At 69.3% G+C, this 16,958-nt stretch carries 16 protein-coding genes and 2 pseudogenes; 5 read left to right on the top strand and 13 right to left on the bottom strand.

Features of this window, described 5'->3' with window-relative positions; translation table 11 throughout:
• Positions 1–255, top strand: a pseudogene (locus ABZS80_RS25550) (IS110 family transposase); the annotation flags it as partial.
• Here ABZS80_RS25550 and ABZS80_RS25555 read toward each other — a convergent pair.
• A complete protein-coding gene (locus ABZS80_RS25555; RefSeq protein WP_355059829.1) occupies positions 201–806 on the bottom strand; it encodes a transposase family protein in 606 nt (201 codons plus the stop codon). The pseudogene ABZS80_RS25550 and the gene ABZS80_RS25555 sit on opposite strands and share 55 nt — an antisense overlap.
• Before the next feature lie 282 nt (positions 807–1,088).
• Between ABZS80_RS25555 and ABZS80_RS25560 the strand changes: the two genes are divergently transcribed.
• The gene (locus ABZS80_RS25560) at positions 1,089–1,364 is read left to right on the top strand and encodes a transposase (protein ID WP_355059831.1); all 276 of its coding nucleotides are present in this window, start codon (positions 1,089–1,091) and stop codon (positions 1,362–1,364) included.
• 489 nt (positions 1,365–1,853) lie between these two features.
• On the opposite strand, the gene ABZS80_RS25565 is transcribed toward ABZS80_RS25560, so the two are convergent.
• From ABZS80_RS25565 to ABZS80_RS25580, 4 genes are read right to left on the bottom strand one after another with little or no spacing between them, the layout of a single operon-like run.
• Positions 1,854–2,360 (bottom strand): acyltransferase, encoded by a 507-nt coding sequence (locus tag ABZS80_RS25565; RefSeq protein WP_355059671.1) that lies wholly within the window; start codon positions 2,358–2,360, stop codon positions 1,854–1,856.
• Positions 2,357–3,424, bottom strand: a complete 1,068-nt coding sequence (locus tag ABZS80_RS25570; protein ID WP_355059673.1) for a glycosyltransferase — start codon at positions 3,422–3,424, stop codon at positions 2,357–2,359. Before ABZS80_RS25570 ends, ABZS80_RS25565 begins: the two co-directional genes overlap by 4 nt.
• Positions 3,421–4,617, bottom strand: coding sequence for a glycosyltransferase (locus tag ABZS80_RS25575; RefSeq protein WP_355059675.1), 1,197 nt, complete (start codon positions 4,615–4,617; stop codon positions 3,421–3,423). The genes ABZS80_RS25570 and ABZS80_RS25575 overlap by 4 nt, the downstream gene beginning before the upstream one ends.
• A gap of 14 nt (positions 4,618–4,631) precedes the next feature.
• A complete protein-coding gene (locus ABZS80_RS25580; protein WP_355059677.1) occupies positions 4,632–5,606 on the bottom strand; it encodes an NAD-dependent epimerase/dehydratase family protein in 975 nt (324 codons plus the stop codon).
• Positions 5,607–6,069: 463 nt separating this feature from the next.
• On the opposite strand from ABZS80_RS25580, the pseudogene ABZS80_RS25585 reads away from it, so the two are divergent.
• A pseudogene (locus ABZS80_RS25585) lies at positions 6,070–6,326 on the top strand (sugar transferase); the annotation flags it as partial.
• A 329-nt stretch (positions 6,327–6,655) separates the two neighbouring features.
• The gene (locus tag ABZS80_RS25590; RefSeq protein WP_355059679.1) at positions 6,656–7,648 is read left to right on the top strand and encodes an LCP family protein; all 993 of its coding nucleotides are present in this window, start codon (positions 6,656–6,658) and stop codon (positions 7,646–7,648) included.
• Between the two features lie 119 nt (positions 7,649–7,767).
• Here the strand turns inward: ABZS80_RS25590 and ABZS80_RS25595 are convergent, their stop codons facing one another.
• Positions 7,768–7,959, bottom strand: a complete 192-nt coding sequence (locus ABZS80_RS25595) for a DUF397 domain-containing protein (RefSeq protein ID WP_355059681.1) — start codon at positions 7,957–7,959, stop codon at positions 7,768–7,770.
• Positions 7,950–8,636, bottom strand: a complete 687-nt coding sequence (locus tag ABZS80_RS25600) for a DUF5753 domain-containing protein (protein ID WP_355059683.1) — start codon at positions 8,634–8,636, stop codon at positions 7,950–7,952. Before ABZS80_RS25600 ends, ABZS80_RS25595 begins: the two co-directional genes overlap by 10 nt.
• A gap of 538 nt (positions 8,637–9,174) precedes the next feature.
• On the opposite strand from ABZS80_RS25600, the gene ABZS80_RS25605 reads away from it, so the two are divergent.
• Positions 9,175–9,423 (top strand): flavin reductase, encoded by a 249-nt coding sequence (locus ABZS80_RS25605; protein WP_355059685.1) that lies wholly within the window; start codon positions 9,175–9,177, stop codon positions 9,421–9,423.
• A gap of 9 nt (positions 9,424–9,432) precedes the next feature.
• Here the strand turns inward: ABZS80_RS25605 and ABZS80_RS25610 are convergent, their stop codons facing one another.
• From ABZS80_RS25610 to ABZS80_RS25635, 6 genes are all read right to left on the bottom strand, one after another.
• On the bottom strand, positions 9,433–10,089 hold the full coding sequence (locus ABZS80_RS25610) for a response regulator transcription factor (RefSeq protein WP_355059687.1): 657 nt from the start codon (positions 10,087–10,089) through the stop codon (positions 9,433–9,435).
• Positions 10,086–11,210: a sensor histidine kinase gene (locus ABZS80_RS25615; protein ID WP_355059688.1), complete on the bottom strand. Its 1,125-nt coding sequence runs from the start codon at positions 11,208–11,210 to the stop codon at positions 10,086–10,088. The genes ABZS80_RS25610 and ABZS80_RS25615 overlap by 4 nt, the downstream gene beginning before the upstream one ends.
• Positions 11,211–11,230: 20 nt before the next feature.
• On the bottom strand, positions 11,231–12,052 hold the full coding sequence (locus ABZS80_RS25620) for an ABC transporter permease (RefSeq protein WP_355059690.1): 822 nt from the start codon (positions 12,050–12,052) through the stop codon (positions 11,231–11,233).
• Positions 12,042–12,944: an ABC transporter ATP-binding protein gene (locus ABZS80_RS25625; protein ID WP_355059692.1), complete on the bottom strand. Its 903-nt coding sequence runs from the start codon at positions 12,942–12,944 to the stop codon at positions 12,042–12,044. The genes ABZS80_RS25620 and ABZS80_RS25625 overlap by 11 nt, the downstream gene beginning before the upstream one ends.
• A 90-nt stretch (positions 12,945–13,034) precedes the next feature.
• Positions 13,035–14,345: a sugar transferase gene (locus ABZS80_RS25630; RefSeq protein WP_355059693.1), complete on the bottom strand. Its 1,311-nt coding sequence runs from the start codon at positions 14,343–14,345 to the stop codon at positions 13,035–13,037.
• Between the two features lie 769 nt (positions 14,346–15,114).
• On the bottom strand, positions 15,115–16,449 hold the full coding sequence (locus ABZS80_RS25635; protein ID WP_355059695.1) for a sugar transferase: 1,335 nt from the start codon (positions 16,447–16,449) through the stop codon (positions 15,115–15,117).
• Positions 16,450–16,958: the final 509 nt, after the last annotated feature.

Below are 16,958 nucleotides of genomic sequence, written 5' to 3' on the forward strand. Positions count from 1 at the left end.
GTCTCCCAACGCCGGATCAAGAACGACCGACTTGCCGCAGTCGGCTTCACCTGGGGGCTGTCAGCGCTCAACCAGTCACCCGGCGCCCGAGCCCACTACGACCGGCGCCGCACCGCCGGCGACGGTCACGCCGCCGCCTTCCGCCACCTGTTCAACCGCTTCCTCGGCTGCCTCCACCACTGCCTGAAAACACGGCAGCACTACCGAGAAACGACGGCCTTCCCGATTCCGGCCGCAGCCACCATCGCCGCTTGACAGCTACGCCCATCGGATGTCTTGTCGGCGAACGTCATCACGTCCGCGCTGGTCAGTGCGTCGATGATGCCGTGGACGCGGGCGGCGGTGAGGTCGTGCGCCGAGCCCGGCAGCGCCGGTGAGGCCCACACGAGCCGGCCGGCGGCATCGGCGATGACCTGCACGTTCACGCCATGGCGCTTGTGCTTGCCGGAGCAGTACGGCTTCTGGTCGGCCACGCGGTCGATGGGAATCAGCGTGCCGTCCAGGATCGCGTACGCCAGGCGGCGGATGCGCCGCATGGCCGTGACCAGGTCCTCGGCGACCGCGGCGAGCAGCACGATTGCTTCCTGCACGTAGCGCCAGGCGGTGGCGACACCGACGGCGAACCCGGCGGCGAGCCGGGTGTAGGTGTCACCGTTGCGCAGGTGGGCCAGGGCGAGCAGGGCCTGCCGGCCCGGCGCGAGACGCCGCCACCGGGATCGATGCTGGCTACGGTGCTGGCGGATGAGGTCGGCGAGGTGGTTCAGGGTTCGGCTGGACAGGGGGATCGTGGAGGGGTAAGACAGCACGGGCGAGGCTCCCGGTCGGGGCATCGGATCTTGGTCGACTGCTGTCTTACCTGGAGCCTCGCCCTCATCGATCTCCGGGCTCGCCGCACCCGCCCTGAGCTGCAAGATCAGCTTGGAAAGGCTCCAGGTAAACCCTCCGGAGCCGCAGCGAGTACGCGACAGCCAGCCATCGGGCCATACGGGCTCTTCGAAGTTAGCGGGGATTGAGGTGTATGCGGGTTTTGCGGGTGGCGGCGGTTCGGGTTCTTAGCCCCGGGTTCTCCGGACAGGGCCCAAAGTAGAATTGGGCCTGTCTCGAAGGAATGCCATTGCCAGGCGCGAAGAGGAACCTCTCCCGAATTCCGTCAGGAAGCGGTGAAGCTGGTGATCGAGACGTCACGTTCGGTCGCTCAGGTCGCCCGTGAACTCGGTATCGGTGAAGGGACCCTCGGAAACTGGATCGCCGCGTACCGCCGGGATCACGCCGACGACGAGCCGGCGCTGAACGTGAGCGAGCGGGAAAGATTACGGCAGCTGGAACGAGAAGCGCGGGAACTGCGCATGGAGAACGAGTTCTGAAAAAAGCCGCGTACTTCGCCAAGGATCACCGGTGAGTGACTCGTTCGAGTTCATCGACGGCGAGTACGCGACAAACCCCATCCGACGATTCGCCCAGCCCGAACCTTCCCAGCCACACAGGTCGCTGGCGCCCGGAGCGTCCGATGTGTGTTCCGCCCAACACGATGCATCGAGAAGTCACCCAAGTCACTGAGGCGCCGTCGGGAGACGGCGAGGTTGGGACGTACCCCTTCAAGTCGGCCAGGGCGCGGGCCTTGGCTTCCAGGCCCGGTTCACGGTAGCGGGCGCTCTCCGACGAATAACCGAAGTCCGCCACGCTCGCCGCCAGGGTCGCCGCGGCGAATGCCGCCGATGCTCGGGCGACCCCCGATGCCGCCGCCCAGCGGACCGGCCGCGAGCAGCGCCGCCGCCTGCAGCTTGGTCCCGACGTTGGTCAGAAGGGTTCAGCTGCCGGGACCGGCGATGGTGGCAAGGGCGGACCACGTCACGCTAGACAAAACGGTCCCGCTGCGGGCGCGCCGGCCGACCGTAACAGATGGTGTACGGCGGGAGGTCACCGGTGACGAGACTGCCGGCGCCGACGATCGCGCCGCGCCCGATGCGTACGCCGCCGAGCACGACGGTCTGGAAGCCGATCAGCGTGTCACCCTCGATGACGATCGGCGGGGCGGCCGCCGTCCGCCCCTGAGTGAAGACCGTCTCCTCCGGGTCGTCGAACTGGTGGTCGTTGCTGATGAACGAGACATAACTAGAGATCAGCACGTCGTCGCCGATCGACGCATCGGTCTCGACATGAAAGCCGCGGCCGATGCTCACCCGATCACCGAAGTGCAGCGCGGTCGGCGGTTTCAGCACGGCGGCACCGCCGATCGAGAACTGTCGGCCGTGGCGGTACTTGCCACGCAGCACGAGCCGATGCACCAAGTCGCGGCGCTCGCGCTCGATCGAGCGGAGCCCACGTAACCACGGTGGCAGTGGCCGGTGAGGCGCACTCATCCGACCACCGCCACGAACGCCTCAGCCATCGCCTCCGAACTGTAGAGCGCCTGGGCCTCGTGCGAGATGTCCGCGGTGGCCTCGATCCACTCCTGCCGCCGGGCAAACTGTGTCACGAGTGCAGCGGCCAGAGCGTTCACGTCACGCGCGCGGAAGTAGACCGAATTGTTCTCACCGGCGAGCTCGATCTCCGGTGCGTGCGGTTCGTCGTCCGCGATAATCATGGGGACGCCGAACGCGAGGCTCTGGGTCAGCGCCAGTCCGGCGTAGCCAGGCGAGGTGGAGATCAGTGCATCCCCGTACAGCTCCTTAAGTGCCGACACATCGGAGATCCGGCCGGTGAAGCGGATCCGGCCGGCCAGGCCAAGGCGCTGGGCGAGCGCCTCGAGTTCGCCCCGCTGCGGACCGTCCCCGACCATGGTGAGTACGCAGTCCGGCGGCAGACCGGTTCCCGCGGCCTTGGCGAACGCATCGACCAGCAGTTCCGGCCGCTTGTCGGGCGAGAGCCGGCCGCAGTAGATCACGCCGGTGCGGGACCCGGTCACCGGAGCGACGGTAGGCTGCGTCGAGTTCGGGACGACGTGAATGGTGAGGCCCGGCTCGCGCGCGGCCAGTTCGGTTTCCTGACGGTAGGTATACACCATCATCTCGCCGCAGAGACGCCGCATGATCGACCGGATGGCGTCCGTGCGTGACTGGGGCCCGCTCCGCGGAAACGCGTGACCCCAGCCAACCGTGCGCCGTCCCAGCGCTCGGCGCGCCAAGATGAGTGCCCAGCTCGACAAGACCCGAGGGTTGAGTTCGAGCACCACGATGCGTGCCGGCAGCGCATTACGGAACAGGCCACCGGTCTGGATCAGCAACCGGCGGCCGGCGAGGAACCGGTTCCGCAGGTTGTGCCGGCGCCTGACAACCACGGCGGTGACCAGGGACGGCTCGAAGTAGATCGGGCCGGTCAGCACCAGCAGCCGGTCGCCGAGCGCGGCGCAGACCTGGTCCAGGAACGACTGCCGGTAATCCCCGATAGCGGTCTGCACGAGAACCACATCTGGCCGGCCGGTCATCCGCACGCTGCCTGGAGCACGTGCCCGAATTGACGGGAGATTGGGCCGATGGCGAAGTGGTCCTCGGCGTATTCTCGCGCCCGGATGCCCAGCTCCCGCACCAGCGTGGGGTCCGCGGCCAAGCCCGCGATCCAATCTGCCGCATCCACGATGCCGGCGGGCGACGGTGGCACAACCATGCCGCCGGCCGCGCGCACGTCCGTGGCTGCAGGGTTGTCGTCAGGCATCAGCGCCAGTACGGCGCGGCCCGCGGCCAGGTAGCTGAGTACCTTGCTGGGGATCGAGAACCGCCCGGCGGCTTTCTCAAGCACAGCGACCAGAACGTCCGCCGACGCGAGAGCCTCCGCCAGCTCCGCAGCCGGCTGGAACGGCAGGATCCGGAGGTGGTCCCCGCTGTGCGGGCGCAACATCTCGGCGCCCTCGCCCTCGGAAACAACGGTCATGGTGTTGTCCACACCTCGCCGGGTCAGCTCCTCGACCAGCGCACTGAGCAGCAACGGGTTGTGCTTGCGGCCTAGTGTGCCCGAGTACATCAGCCGGATCCCGCCGGGCGGGAGATCGTGCCGGAGAGCCCACCTGTTGTTGCGCGGGGCCGGCGTTATCTCGTCCAGCGGAGCCCAGTTCGGCACGAGATGCATTGACGGGCGGGACACGTTCCAGAGCTTGTACTGCTCGAGAAACGGCGCGCCGATCGCGACCACCGCGTCCGCGCCGAGGACGGTCTGCCGCTCCCGGCGCTCTAGGACGCGGCAGATCGGATCCGCCAGGGCCCGGGGCAGCCGCCGGCGTACCTCGTCGGCCATCGCGGCGGAGGTGATGTCCTGGTGCCACAGAATCCAGGGCAAGCCATCGCGCTTCAACGCCTGCCCGACGGAGCTGGCGATGTAGAGCGGGACGTTGCATAGCACTGTGACGTCGGGCCGAGCCGCCCGGAGGTGCCGGATCAGCACTTTTCGGTAGGCACGTTCGAACCGAAACCGGCCCGCCGGGCTGTACTTGACCAGGGACACACCCGCGCTGACCGGCAGGAACGTGAGGTGTTCCGGGTCCTGCGCCGTGCGTTCGAGGACGCCCTTCCCACTCACGTACTGGGCGGCGTAGCCGTGCTCGACGACGTGCCCCTGCGAGGCCAGACTGCGCGACAGCTGGGCCTGGAACGAGTGCCCGGCGAAGTCATGCAGATGGATTCTCATCGTTGAATCCGATCTCACAGCGCGGGACGGCCGGACCGTATGCGGTCGTAGATCCAGGCGTACGTCTTCTCGAGTCCCTCCTTGAGCGCAATCGACGGCTCCCAACCGTAGAGCGAACGGAACATCGTGTTGTCGCTGTTCCGGCCGCGGACCCCCTGCGGCGCGTCGAGCCGGTACTTACGCTCGAGCTGAACGCCGGCGATCGATTCCACGATGGATACCAGCTCATTGATGGAGACGAGTTCGGCGGAGCCGAGATTGACGGGCTCCGCGTTCTCTCCGGCCATGATTTCCCGAGTTCCACGCACGCAGTCATCGATGTACATGAAGCTGCGCGTCTGCTCGCCGTCGCCCCAGATCTCGATGGTGGAGGTCTTGTTGACCACGGCTTCGGCGACCTTGCGGCAGATCGCCGCCGGAGCCTTCTCCCGCCCGCCGGCGTAGGTCCCTTGCGGGCCGTACACGTTGTGATACCGGGCGACTCGGGTGGTCAGGCCGTAATCCTCCCGGAAATGGCGGGACATACGCTCGCTGAAGAGCTTCTCCCAGCCGTACCCGTCTTCCGGCTCGGCGGGGTAGGCATCGCTCTCGGTCAGCGCGGTCACGTCCGGATCGCTCTGGCGCCCAGCGGCGTAGACGCATGCGGAGCTGCTGAAGAAGTGCCGCTCCGCACCGGCCTCGCGGGCCGCCTGGAGCATGTGCGTGTTGATCAGCACGCTCAGCATGCACTCCGCCTTGTGGCTCTCAATGAAGCCCATCCCGCCCATGTCCGCGGCAAGGTTGTAGACCTCTCGCACACCGGTCGTGACCCCCCGAGCCACCTCGTGCAGCGAGCAGTCGCCGACGATGTTCTCGGCGTCTGGGTGGATCTGGTACCACTCCTCGAGCGGCTTGCGGTCCACTGCCCGTACCGCCATGCCGTCGGCGAGTAGACCTCGGACGAGGTGACCGCCGATGAATCCGCCCGCGCCGGTTACGAGAACACTCATTCTGCCTGTCTTCACTGGGTTGGCGACACGCCGATGCCCGATCGCAGACAAGAGTCCCCCGCGTCGGCCGCCGACATCATTTGGTCAGCGACCAATCAACCTCCCGAAGCGGATAATGTCAACGCGAGGAAGGTGAGTTTCGAACGGGTTAATTCGGTCATTCCGAACAATGCTAGCCGACAGGCGAGAGGTTTCATCACTAATGTCCGAACTGGACATCGACTGCACCGTGCGTAAATCGGCTGGATGGACGAGGTTGACGCAGCCGTCCGGCTAAGGGGAACGGATTTGGCTGGGGGACGGGCGAGCGCGAGCTTGGCCTCCCTCGCCAGGCCACGATGGCAGGCCCCCTCCTCAGCTGATCCATGTCGAAGTCTTCCTGCCCGTGAGGGCGTGGGCGGGTACGGCGGGCTGGCACGCAGTCGTACCCGGTCTGGCACGCAAACCCGTAGGCGGACAGCATCTCGTCGGGCCACGCCCGGAACGGCCGCGTTTCGTCGAACTCTTACCGGCCGAGCACGCTCCCCACGCCCAGCGGCACCGGGTTCCCGCAGGGCCCAACAGGGCTCGCTCAAGTCAGCGGCCTGCCGGGAGACACACCCATCTCCGACCGGGCGTGCTTTGATCGACAACTACTACATCGAGCAATGGTCGCTCTGGCTCGACGTCAAGATCATAGTCCGCGCCATCCGCGAGGCCCTGTTCGCCAGTGACCGGTGATCGGCAGCAGGCGCCGCAGAGCGCGAGGACGTCCGCGCTTGTCCCCGTTGGGGGAACTTGTGCAAGCGCAGGCTGGCTGTATCGGTGGTTGAATCTGACCAATCGGTTGCGCACGCCGCTCACTTGGCTGGTCCTGATGCTGCTACTCGGCCGAGCAGCTGCCTAACCCGTTCATGCCTGCCCTACTCGGACTTGAAAAGAACTCTCACTATCGTTTAGATCGGGAGAGGTGCCGCCGGCAAAGCGAGCGACTGAGGGAATATATGTCAGACGTGTTAAGCCCGCCCGCCCCGGATTCATCCGAACGTAAGACGCGCGGCCGACGGTCCTTGAAGCGCTGGCAGAAGACCCTCGTCGTGCTGCTCTCGCTCGTGCTGATCGGGGGAATCTGCGGCGGGGCCGGCGCCCTCCTTCTGGTCGGCCGCTATGAGGGCAAGGCCCACCACGAGGACCTGCTCGGCCCGGTCGCCGTGCCGAAGGACGAGCAGCGCTGGAAGTCGGGGCCACTCGATCTGCTGCTGCTCGGCAGCGACAGCCGGGAGGGCGAGCCCGACGAGGGGCGCTTCGGCGGCCAGCGGTCGGACACCATCATGCTGGTGCACTTGAGCAAGAACCTCGACCGCGCCACCATCGTGTCGATCCCGCGGGACAGCTACGTCTACGTCCCTCCGGCCAAGGGCTGGAAGGGTGGCATGAACAAGCTGAACGCCGCGTTCGCCTTCGGTGGCGCACCCCATGCCGCGAAGACCATCACCCAGCTGACCGGGGTGAAGTTCGACGGCGCTCTGATCGCCAACTTCGCCAGCATCAACAAGATGGTCGACGCGGTCGACGGCGTACGGGTCTGCATCCCGTACACGGTCCGGTCGACCTTCTCAGACAAGGTGTGGGAGAAGGGCTGCCACCAGCTGGACGGGGCGGCGGCCGAGGAGTTCATGCGGCAGCGCAAGGCCGTGCCGGGCGGGGACTTCGGGCGCATCCACGACCAGCAACTGGTCGTCAAGGCCATCGCGGAGAAGGTCGCCGCCGATGGCATGCTGCAGAACCCGCTCCGCCTCGATGAGCTGCTGGTGACGGCCGCCGACGCGCTGACCATCGACAAGTCCCTCGACCTGCAGGAGCTGGCTCTCGTCGCCCGTGACATCAAGCCCGCGGAAATCAAGTTCGCGACGGTGCCGTACACGAGCGCCAGCCTGAAGACCCACGCTGGTTCGGCGGTGAAGCTGGACGACGCGAAGGCGAAGCAGATGTTCGCCGCGATCCGCGACGACACCATCCAGGAGTGGCTGGCCGCCCATCCGCAGCAGGTCCCCGGTAGCTGACCGCAGCGCTGACCCTGGCGCAGCCAAGCGACGTGCTCCCAAAGCGTCTGCGCGCCACGGAGCGGGAAGCACCCCCGCCCCGGTACCTGGGGAGGGGCGCTTTCGTGCGTCTGCGCTCGTCAGGCCCGCTCGGCGGCCTGGGCGACGAAGACGCGCCACGCGGCCGGCGTGAACGCCAGCACCGGGCCGGACGGGTCCTTCGAGTCCCGGACGCCTACCACTCCGGGGAGGTTGTCAGCGACTTCGACGCACGCCCCGCCGTTGGTAGAAGAGCGGGACGACTTCCGCCACTGAGCACCGGTCATGTCCATGTCTTTGCCGCTTCCTGTAGTACGTCGAGGGTTAGTCCGAGCGGAAGGGCCTCGCCCCGAACCGCGTCCCACGACAGTCCGAGGCTAGCAACCCCGTCGGGCTGCTCCACGATCTGCGCCGCTAGCTGATTGTCCACATAACCCGCGCGGGAGCCGTCCGACAGGTCCGCCAGGATGAACGCCCCGGCGAGACCCGAGTAAATGCCAGCGGACGTGGGAACGATGTGCAACTGGATATGCGGCTGCTGAGCGCAGGCCATGAGGTGTTCGAGCTGTTCGGCCATCACATCCGAACCGCCGCAGGCGCGCCGGACGACCATCTCGTCCAGGACCACGAAGAGTTGCGGAGCAGGGTCGCGGGAGAGCACTGCCTGCCGTTCCATCCGTGCCGCGACCCGTTGGTCAAGGTGTGACGTAGGCACCCGGGCTGCGCGGAAGGTGGCACGGGCGTAGCCCTCGGTCTGAAGGAGGCCGGGGACGAAGGCGTGTTCGTACCACCGCAGCGCAATCGCCTCGCGCTCTATCTCGATCCACTCCCGAAGCCACACCGGAGCGGCGTCACCCTTGACGAGCTCGTCCCAGAGAGTCGCAAAGTAGCCGCCCGTGGCCAACGCCTCATCGACGGCTGCCAGGTAGGACAGGGTGGGTGGTTTGCACCCGGTCTCTATCGCGCTCACCTGCGAGTCCGAGCAGAAGACCCGCTCGCCGAGCTGGGCTTATGTCAGCCCGGCGGCCGTACGGCGTCGCCGTAGCTCACGAAGAAGGTACTCAGACGGCGAGATTCCCACGGCTTCCACGCCCTTCCACAACTGTCCCCCCGGTTCCCCACCGGCCCGGATCTGGCCCTTGCGCTCCGCAATCAACGAGTGACTATTCCGAGCCTATGGGGCCTGCGTCCAAGGTGGAAGCAGAGACGGCGCGGCTGGTGGAGGCACGCGAAGCCCGGCAGTTGCGCCAGTCGTGGGGCCGCTCGGCGGGATGGCTGAGCGGCCCCTTCCAGACAGCTGAGGAGGCCCATGTGCATTTCCTGTTCTGGCGCTGCAGGCCCGCTCCTAGCCCGCCCCCGCCCCCGCGCCGAATGCCGTCGAACGAGCGCCCGAACTGGGCGACGCAACCGACCGAGGTGTTCCCGACGAACGGCCCGGGCCGCGCCGGCAACCCGACCCCGGCGCAGCGCTGGCGGGCCGGCGGGTGGCGGAACAACGGAGGCCCGAGGTGACCCGCGCGTCCCGTCAGCACCTGCCGATGCGTCCGTTGTGGCGCTGCCGCGTGTGCGGCGCGGAGTGGCCCTGCCAGCCTGCCCGGCTGGCGCTGCTGGTGGAGTACCGCAACGACCGTACGGCCCTGCTGATCTATCTGAGCACGCTTATGGCCGAGGCCGGGGCGCAGCTCTCGCAGCTCAACGGACACGCTCGACCCGAGAACCTGACGGAGCGCTTCCTGACCTGGGCCCGCGTCCGATAGTTGGCACCGTCAGGTGGCCACCAGCCCCGACTGATAGGCGAAGACCACCAGTTGGGCCCGGTCCCGGGCGCCCAGCTTCACCATTGCCCGGCTGACGTGGGTGCGCGCGGTGGCCGGGCTGACCACCAGCCGCTCGGCGATCTCGACGTTGCTCAGCCCCTCGCCGACCAGCCCGACCACCTCCCGCTCGCGGTCGGTGAGGGTGCCCAGCCGGGGGTGCGGTCGGGGCACCCGGGCCGGCCGGGTGGCGAACTCCCGGACCACCCGCCGGGTCACCGACGGGGAGAGCAGCGCCTCCCCCTCGGCGACCAGCCGGATCGCCCGCAGCAGCTCGGCCGGGCGGGTGTCCTTGGTGAGGAAGCCACTGGCACCGTGCCGGAGCGCGTCGAAGACGTACTCGTCCAGCTCGAAGGTGGTCAGCACGACCACCCGGGTGCCGGCCAGCGCGGGGTCGGCGACGATCCGGCGGGTCGCCTCGATGCCGTCGACGCCGGGCATACGCACGTCCATGAGCACCACGTCGGGGCGTTCCCGGCGGGCCGCCTCGACGGCGGCGAGCCCGTCGGCCGCCTCGCCGACCACGGTGAGGTCGTCCTCGCTCTCCACCAGGGCGCGCAGCCCGATCCGGACCAGGTCCTGGTCGTCGGCGAGCAGCACGCGGATCATGCGACCTCCTCCAGAGGCAGTGTGGCGGACACCCGGAACCCACCGGTGGAGGCCGGACCGGCGGCGAACGAGCCGCCCAGCGCGGTGACCCGCTCCCGCATGCCGGCCAGCCCGTAGCCGGGCCGGTCCGCCGCAGCGGCCGCACCGCGGCCCGTGTCGGTCACCTCGACGGCGACCTCGGTGGGCGCGTACCGGATCCGGACGGTGGCCGTGGCCGGACCGGCGTGCCGCAGCACGTTGGTCAGAGCCTCCTGCACCACCCGGTACGCGGCCAGGTCGACGGCGACCGGGAGCGGGCGCGGTGACCCCGCCACCTCGACGGTGACCGGGAGCCCGGCGCCGGCCAGCCGCTCGCGCAACTGCGGGAGCTGGGCCAGCCCCGGCGCGGGGGCGCGCTCGTCGGCGGCCTCGTCGCGGCGGACCACGGTCAGCGTCACCCGCAACTCGTCGAGCGCCTCCTTGCTGGTCCGGCTGATCGCGGTGAGCGCCGCCTCGGCCTGCTCCGGCTTGCGGGCCAGCAGGTGCAGGGCGATCTCGGCCTGGAGGTGGATGGCGGCGAGCCCGTGACCGACCACGTCGTGCACCTCCCGCGCCACCCGCAGCCGCTCGGCGTCGGCCAGCCGGCGCGCCTCGTCGGTGCGGCTGCGCGCCGCGTTCTCCCGGCCCAACCGCACGGTGACCCCGACGGCGAACGGCACCACCACCCAGGCGGCGGCCGGCATCAGCCCGACCGCGCCGGGCGGGCGCACCCCGACGAAGACGTGCGTGAGCAGCACGAGCAGGGCCACGCCGTTGGCCACCGCCGCGACCCGCACCGGCCGGTACGCGGCCGTGGTGTAGACCGCGACGAAGAACGACAGCAGGATCGGGCCGTACGGGTAGCCGAGCCACAGGTACGCGGTGCTCGCCGCGGTGACCACCGCCAGGGTGGCCAGCGGCCAGCGCCGGCGCACGGCCACCGCGAGCGCGGCCACCACGACCAGCGGGTAGGTGGCGCGCCCGGTGCCCACGCCCTGGTTGAGGCCGGCCGGCGCGGTGCCGGCCAGCCCGATCACCAGCAGGGCCAGGGCGACCAGGCCGTCCAGGAGCCGGCGGCCCCAGTCGCCACGCTCGCGGTCCACGTCCCCTCCCCCGCCCCGCCTCAGCCGATGTCCCGCCGGCGCAACAGCACCGCGCCGACCGCCGCGAACCCGACCAGGTACGCGGCCACCACCACGGCCGCCTGCCCGCCGCCGACGGTGGCCGCGACCCCCGGGGTGTCCCCCGGCGCGCCCAGCGCGGCGGCCAGCGACCCGGCGTTCGGCCCGGGCAGCCCCTCCTGGGCCTTCGCCACCCAGTCGACCAGCGGCGCGGCGATCGCGGCGAGCAGGTTCTGCACCGCGAGCATCCACACCAGGCCCAGCCCGACCGGCAGCGCCACGGCGCGCAGCGCGACGGCGAGCACGGCACCGAGCATGGCCCACATCGTCGCGATGAGCCACCCCGCCCCGATCCCGGTGAGCAGGTCGCCGACGGGAGGCCAGGTCACCGGCTGCGCCTCGGCGGAGGCGATGAGCAGGCTGGCCACCGCGCCGACCGCGAACACGGCGAGCACCACGGCCAGCGCGGCGGCGGCCAGGGCGAGCAGCTTGCCGGCGTACACCTCCAGCCGGGTCGGGCCCTGGGTGAGCACGGTCTTCCAGGTGCCCCAGCCGTACTCGCCGCCGACGGTGAGCACGCCGAGGATCAGCAGGATCGAGCCGAGGAAGACCGGCAGGCCGCCGAGGGAGTTCCCGACCAGCTGGTCGGGGAGCAGCGCCGCCAGCGTCCGGCCGGTGTTCGGCCCGTCGGTGCCGCCCGCGACGCCGGCGTACGGGAAGACGTAGGTGAAGATCAGTGCGAGCACCAGCGTGATGGCCAGCAGCAGCCAGCTGGCCGGCCGCCGGACGAGCTTGACGGTCTCGGCGCGGAAGCTACGCGACATCGGCCGTTCCCTTCTCCACGAGGTCGAAGAAGACCTGTTCCAGGTCCCGTTCCCGGGGGCGCAGCTCGCGTACGGCGAGCCCGGCCCCGACCAGCTCGGTGTTGAGCCAGGCGGCCCGGTCCGGCGCGACGGCCAGCTCCAGCCCGCCGTCGACCACCCGGACCCGCTCGGCGCCGACCAGTTCCCGGGCCCGGGCGGCCGCGGCGTCCAGCGGGTCGGCGAGCAGCCGCAGCCCGGCCGCGCCGCGCAGCTCGGCGACGCTGCCCTCGGCGACCAGCCGGCCCCGGGCGATCACCCCGACCCGGTCGCAGACCTGCTCGACCTCGCCGAGCAGGTGGCTGGAGACCAGCACCGTGCAGCCGGCCGCGCCGAGCCGGCGGATGAGGGTGCGCATGTCCGCCATGCCGGCCGGGTCGAGGCCGTTTGTCGGCTCGTCGAGGATCAGCAGGCGGGGGTCCTTCAGCAGGGCGGCGGCCACCCCCAGCCGCTGCTTCATGCCCAACGAGTAGCCGGCGTAGCGGTCGCCGGCCCGGTCGGTGAGGTCGACCAGGTCGAGCACGAGCGCGACCCGGTCGGCGCCGACCCCGGCGTAGCGGGCCAGCACCCGCAGGTTGTCCCGCCCGGAGAGGTACGGGTAGAAGGCCGGGCCTTCGATGAGCGCGCCGACCCCGGTGAGCCGGCCGGCGTCGGGCGGGCGGCCGAGCAGCCGGACCGTGCCGGCGGTGGGCCGGACCAGCCCGAGCAGCATGCGCAGCGTGGTGGTCTTGCCGGCGCCGTTGGGGCCGAGGAAGCCGTACACCTCGCCGGCCCGGACGGTCAGGTTGAGGTCCTGCACGGCGATCAGGCCGCCGTACCGTTTGGTGAGCCCTTCGGTCTGCACTGGCAGGTTCATGCCAGAAAGACTGCCGCCCGGCGAGCCCGCGGACGTCGTCCCCGAAGCGACTCCGGTGGTACGCCGCGGAACGTACGCCGGGCAGCCCGGCTACCTGCCTCCGCCGACGATGACCTCGCGGATCGTCCGCAAGATGATCTTGACGTCGAGCCAGAGCGACCAGTTCTCGATGTAGTAGTTGTCGAACCGCGCCCGATCGGAGATCGGCGTGTCCCCCCGTAGGCCGCTGACCTGGGCCAATCCGGTCAGTCCGGCGGGGACGCGGTGCCGCCAGGCGTAGAGGGCGTGCTCGGCGGAGAAGAGCTCCACGAAGTGGGGGCGTTCCGGGCGCGGGCCGACCAACGTCATGTCGCCGCGCAGGATGTTCCACAGTTGTGGCAGCTCGTCGAGGGAGGTGCGCCGCAGGAAACGGCCGACCGGCCCGACCCGGCTGTCGTTCGCCACCGACCAGGTGGTCTGCGACTCGGTTTCGTCGACCGGGCGCATCGAGCGGAACTTGAGGACGGTGAACAGCTTGCCGTTCCGGCCGACCCGCTGCTGCCGGAAGAACACCCCCGGCCCACCCTCGATCCGCACGGCCAGCGCGCAGACGGCCATGACGGGGCTGAGCAGGATGAGTGCCAGGGCACTGAAGACGATGTCCACCGCGCGCTTGAGGGCCCACTGCCACCCGCTCAGCCTCGGCGGTCGGATGCGCATGACGGGAATCGCGCCGATGTGGTCAGGCCGCGGGGTCTGGGTCTGGAACTGGTGCATCCGCGGTACGACCAGGGTGTCGTAGGCCGACGCCATCGCCTGACGCAGGAGCGCGGCGAACCGCGACTCGGTGGTGTCCGGGTCGGCGACGATCAGCACGTCCGCGCCGCCGCGGGCCATCGCCTCGGTCAGGTGGTCCAGGTCGCCCAGGTAGGGCACGGTGTTGACGGCGGGGTCCGACCCGCGCGCGTTGTCGACGAAGCCGACGACCCGCAGCCCGTACTGCGGGTAGCGGGCGAGGACGTGGGCCAGGTCGGCCGCGACCGGTCCACTGCCCACCAGGATCGTCCGGTGGCCGACGATGTGCCGTCGGCGGCCGAACTTGATCGTCGACGTCGCGACGGCACGCCCCACGATCAGCAGACCGAGCATGACGAAGGCCGCGCGCAACAGGCTGCCGAAACCCGCGAAGCTCTCGTGCCGGATGGCGGCGATGAACGCCACGCTCCCCGCCGCGACCAGGAACCAGGCGACCAGCACGGGCAACTCGTCGAGAATGGACAGGTGCAGCCGGGACCGGTAGAAGCGACCGGTCGCCAGACACGCGATCGCCACCACAGCCAGGACGGTCAGGCCACGCACATGGTTCGGGTTGAAGGGCACGGGCGTCAGCAGGGCGAGGACGTCCATAGGCAGCACGAGCATCCACGCCCGGATGTGGCCTGCCCAGCGCGCGGTTCGCGCCGCGGGGGCCGGCGGCTGAGCCACCGGTAAGGTCCCGGACGGCACCCAGAGTCCCGGTCCCTCCCTTCCGCCAGTCGGCTGCTCCGGTACGGAGGGCACGAACGCCGACGGAAGATGCGACTTTGAGGTCACTTTTCGGTCTCCGAGGATGGTCGGTCGTGGTGTGGTGCCAGTCGGCAGCGGAACCTCAGCTCGCGGGGGTACGTCCGCACAGACCGCCGCGAGGCTCGGGAGATGATCGTTTGCCCTGGTAGCGGCGCGAGCCTACCTCCCAACTGAACAGTTCATGGGGACGATCCCACCCGCTGTTTGACCCGAGACAACTACCGGACAGACCCCGACCAACGACAGCCACCCCTAGCGATCAATCCACTACAGGCAGCAGTCGCGGGTGCTCCTCAAGAGTCGACGGCGGCTTCACCGGCCGATCGCCATCTTCATCATTAAGAGCGCAAATTGGGCGAAGAGCTGCGGTCGGGGGCGTCCCGTATGGCCGAACGGTTGACGGAGGACAACCGCCAGCGCCACGCCAGCGAGATAGCCGACTCCACTTTCGCGACGAGCGCCGGTGCGCACGGGCCAGCCGGGCCGATCGAAGGGGCCATCGAGGCAATTCCGAGCCCCGCTGCAGTCGGCGCCGAGGGTGGGATACCGGCCGCCTGCCGCCACCCGGCCCGACGCCCGTTTGTCAAGCGACCCCGCGGCTAAGTCCCCCGATGCAGTCGGACGGTCAGCGACCTCCGCCGACCAGCACCTCCCGGACCGTCCGCAGCAGGATCTTGAGGTCGAACCACAGCGACCAGTTCTCGATGTAGTAGTTGTCGAAGCGCGCCCGATCGGAGATCGGGGTGTCGCCGCGCAGGCCGCTGACCTGGGCCAACCCGGTGAGTCCGGCCGGGACCCGGTGCCGCCACGAGTAATGCCGGTGTTCCACGGAGAAGCGTTCCACGAAGTGCGGGCGCTCCGGGCGCGGGCCGACCAACGTCATGTCGCCGCGCAGGATGTTCCACAGCTGCGGCAGCTCGTCCAGCGATGTACGCCGCAGGAAACGGCCCACGGGCCCGACGCGGCTGTCGTTCGCCACCGACCAGGTCGTCTGCGACTCTGCGTCGCTCGCCGGACGTAGGGAACGGAACTTCAGCAACTCGAACAGCTCGCCGTGCCGGCCGACCCGCTGCTGCCGGAACAGAACCCCCGGTCCGCCCTCAATGCGTACGGCCAGGGCGCAGGCGGCGAGGAGCGGGCTGAGCGCGACGAGCGACACCGCGCTGACGACGACATCCGCCGATCGTTTGAGGACCCACCGCCACCCGCTCAACCGGGGTGGGCGGATCCGCATCACGGGAATCGCCCCGATGTGATCCGGCCTCGGCGTGTCAGTCTGGAACTGGTGCATCCGTGGCACGACGAGGACGTCGTACGTCGTGGCCATCGCCTCACGCAGGAGATCAATAGACCGGCTGTCCGTGCTGTCCGGATCGGCAATGATCAACACATCGGCCTGGGCTCGCGCCATCGCCGCCGTGAGGCGGTCGAGGTTGCCGAGGTGCGGCAGGTCGCGAACTGCTTGGCCGGTGCGGTGCGGGTTGTCGACGAACCCGACGACTCTCAGCCCGTACTGCGGATAGCGGGCCAGCACCGCGGCAAGGTCCGCAGCCACTGGACCACCGCCGACCAGGATGGCCAGGTGGCCGACGATCCCCCGCCGGCGCCCGAACCTGATCATCCAGGTCGTGATACCTCGGCCCACGAACAGCAGGATGACCATGTATGCGGCGTCCCGAAGCAGGCCGCCGAGGTTGGCGAACGTGTCATGCCGAATCGCCATGATGACGGAGACGATTGCCACCGCGACGAGGAAACGACTGACGATCACCGGCGCCTCGTCAAGGATCGACAGGTGCAGGCGGGACCGGTAGAGACCACCCGAGGCGAGCAGGGCAATGCTCAGCAGCGTCAAGACCGTCAGCCCGCGCCAGTGAGCGGGATTGAAGGGCGCGGGCGCCAGCAGCACAATGACGTCCACGGGGAGCACGAGCATCCAGGCCCGGACGTGGCGGATCACGGGTTGCTCCGAAGACGGAGCCCATGCCAACTCCCGGCGAGCCTCACGTAGTCGTCCAGCCGACGATCGCAAATCGACGGTTGCTGCGTCCACTGATCCGCCCCAATGCTGCTCGGTACGCACTGCGATCATTGACCTTTCCTGCTGCCCGGACTTCACGCACGGTCCCCCACGAAGTGGCATTTCAGGTCGCGATCAGGCGCTGTTACGCCGTTATGCCAATCGCCGCCTAAAGCAAGGTATGAGCCGCCTTCACGGCGGCGACGCTGAGCATAACTTGGGTAACGCACCGCAGCGCCAGCCGCAAAGGTGCTGGCGGGGCTGCCTGTTCGGCGGAGCAACCGTCCGCCCTACGTGGACGCGTTGTCCGCTCGGGAGACAGATTCGAGCCAGTCCGGCGTGCCGATCCGTCAATTGGCCAGACAAGAAGGCCTGTCATTTTTCCGACAGACCCTTGCCGGAACTGTCGAGGATAAGGACCCCGGTTCGTCGCGGCGCCGCAGACGAAG

The sequence above is a fragment of the Micromonospora sp. NPDC005305 genome (assembly GCF_040607315.1).
Taxonomy (GTDB): domain Bacteria; phylum Actinomycetota; class Actinomycetes; order Mycobacteriales; family Micromonosporaceae; genus Micromonospora.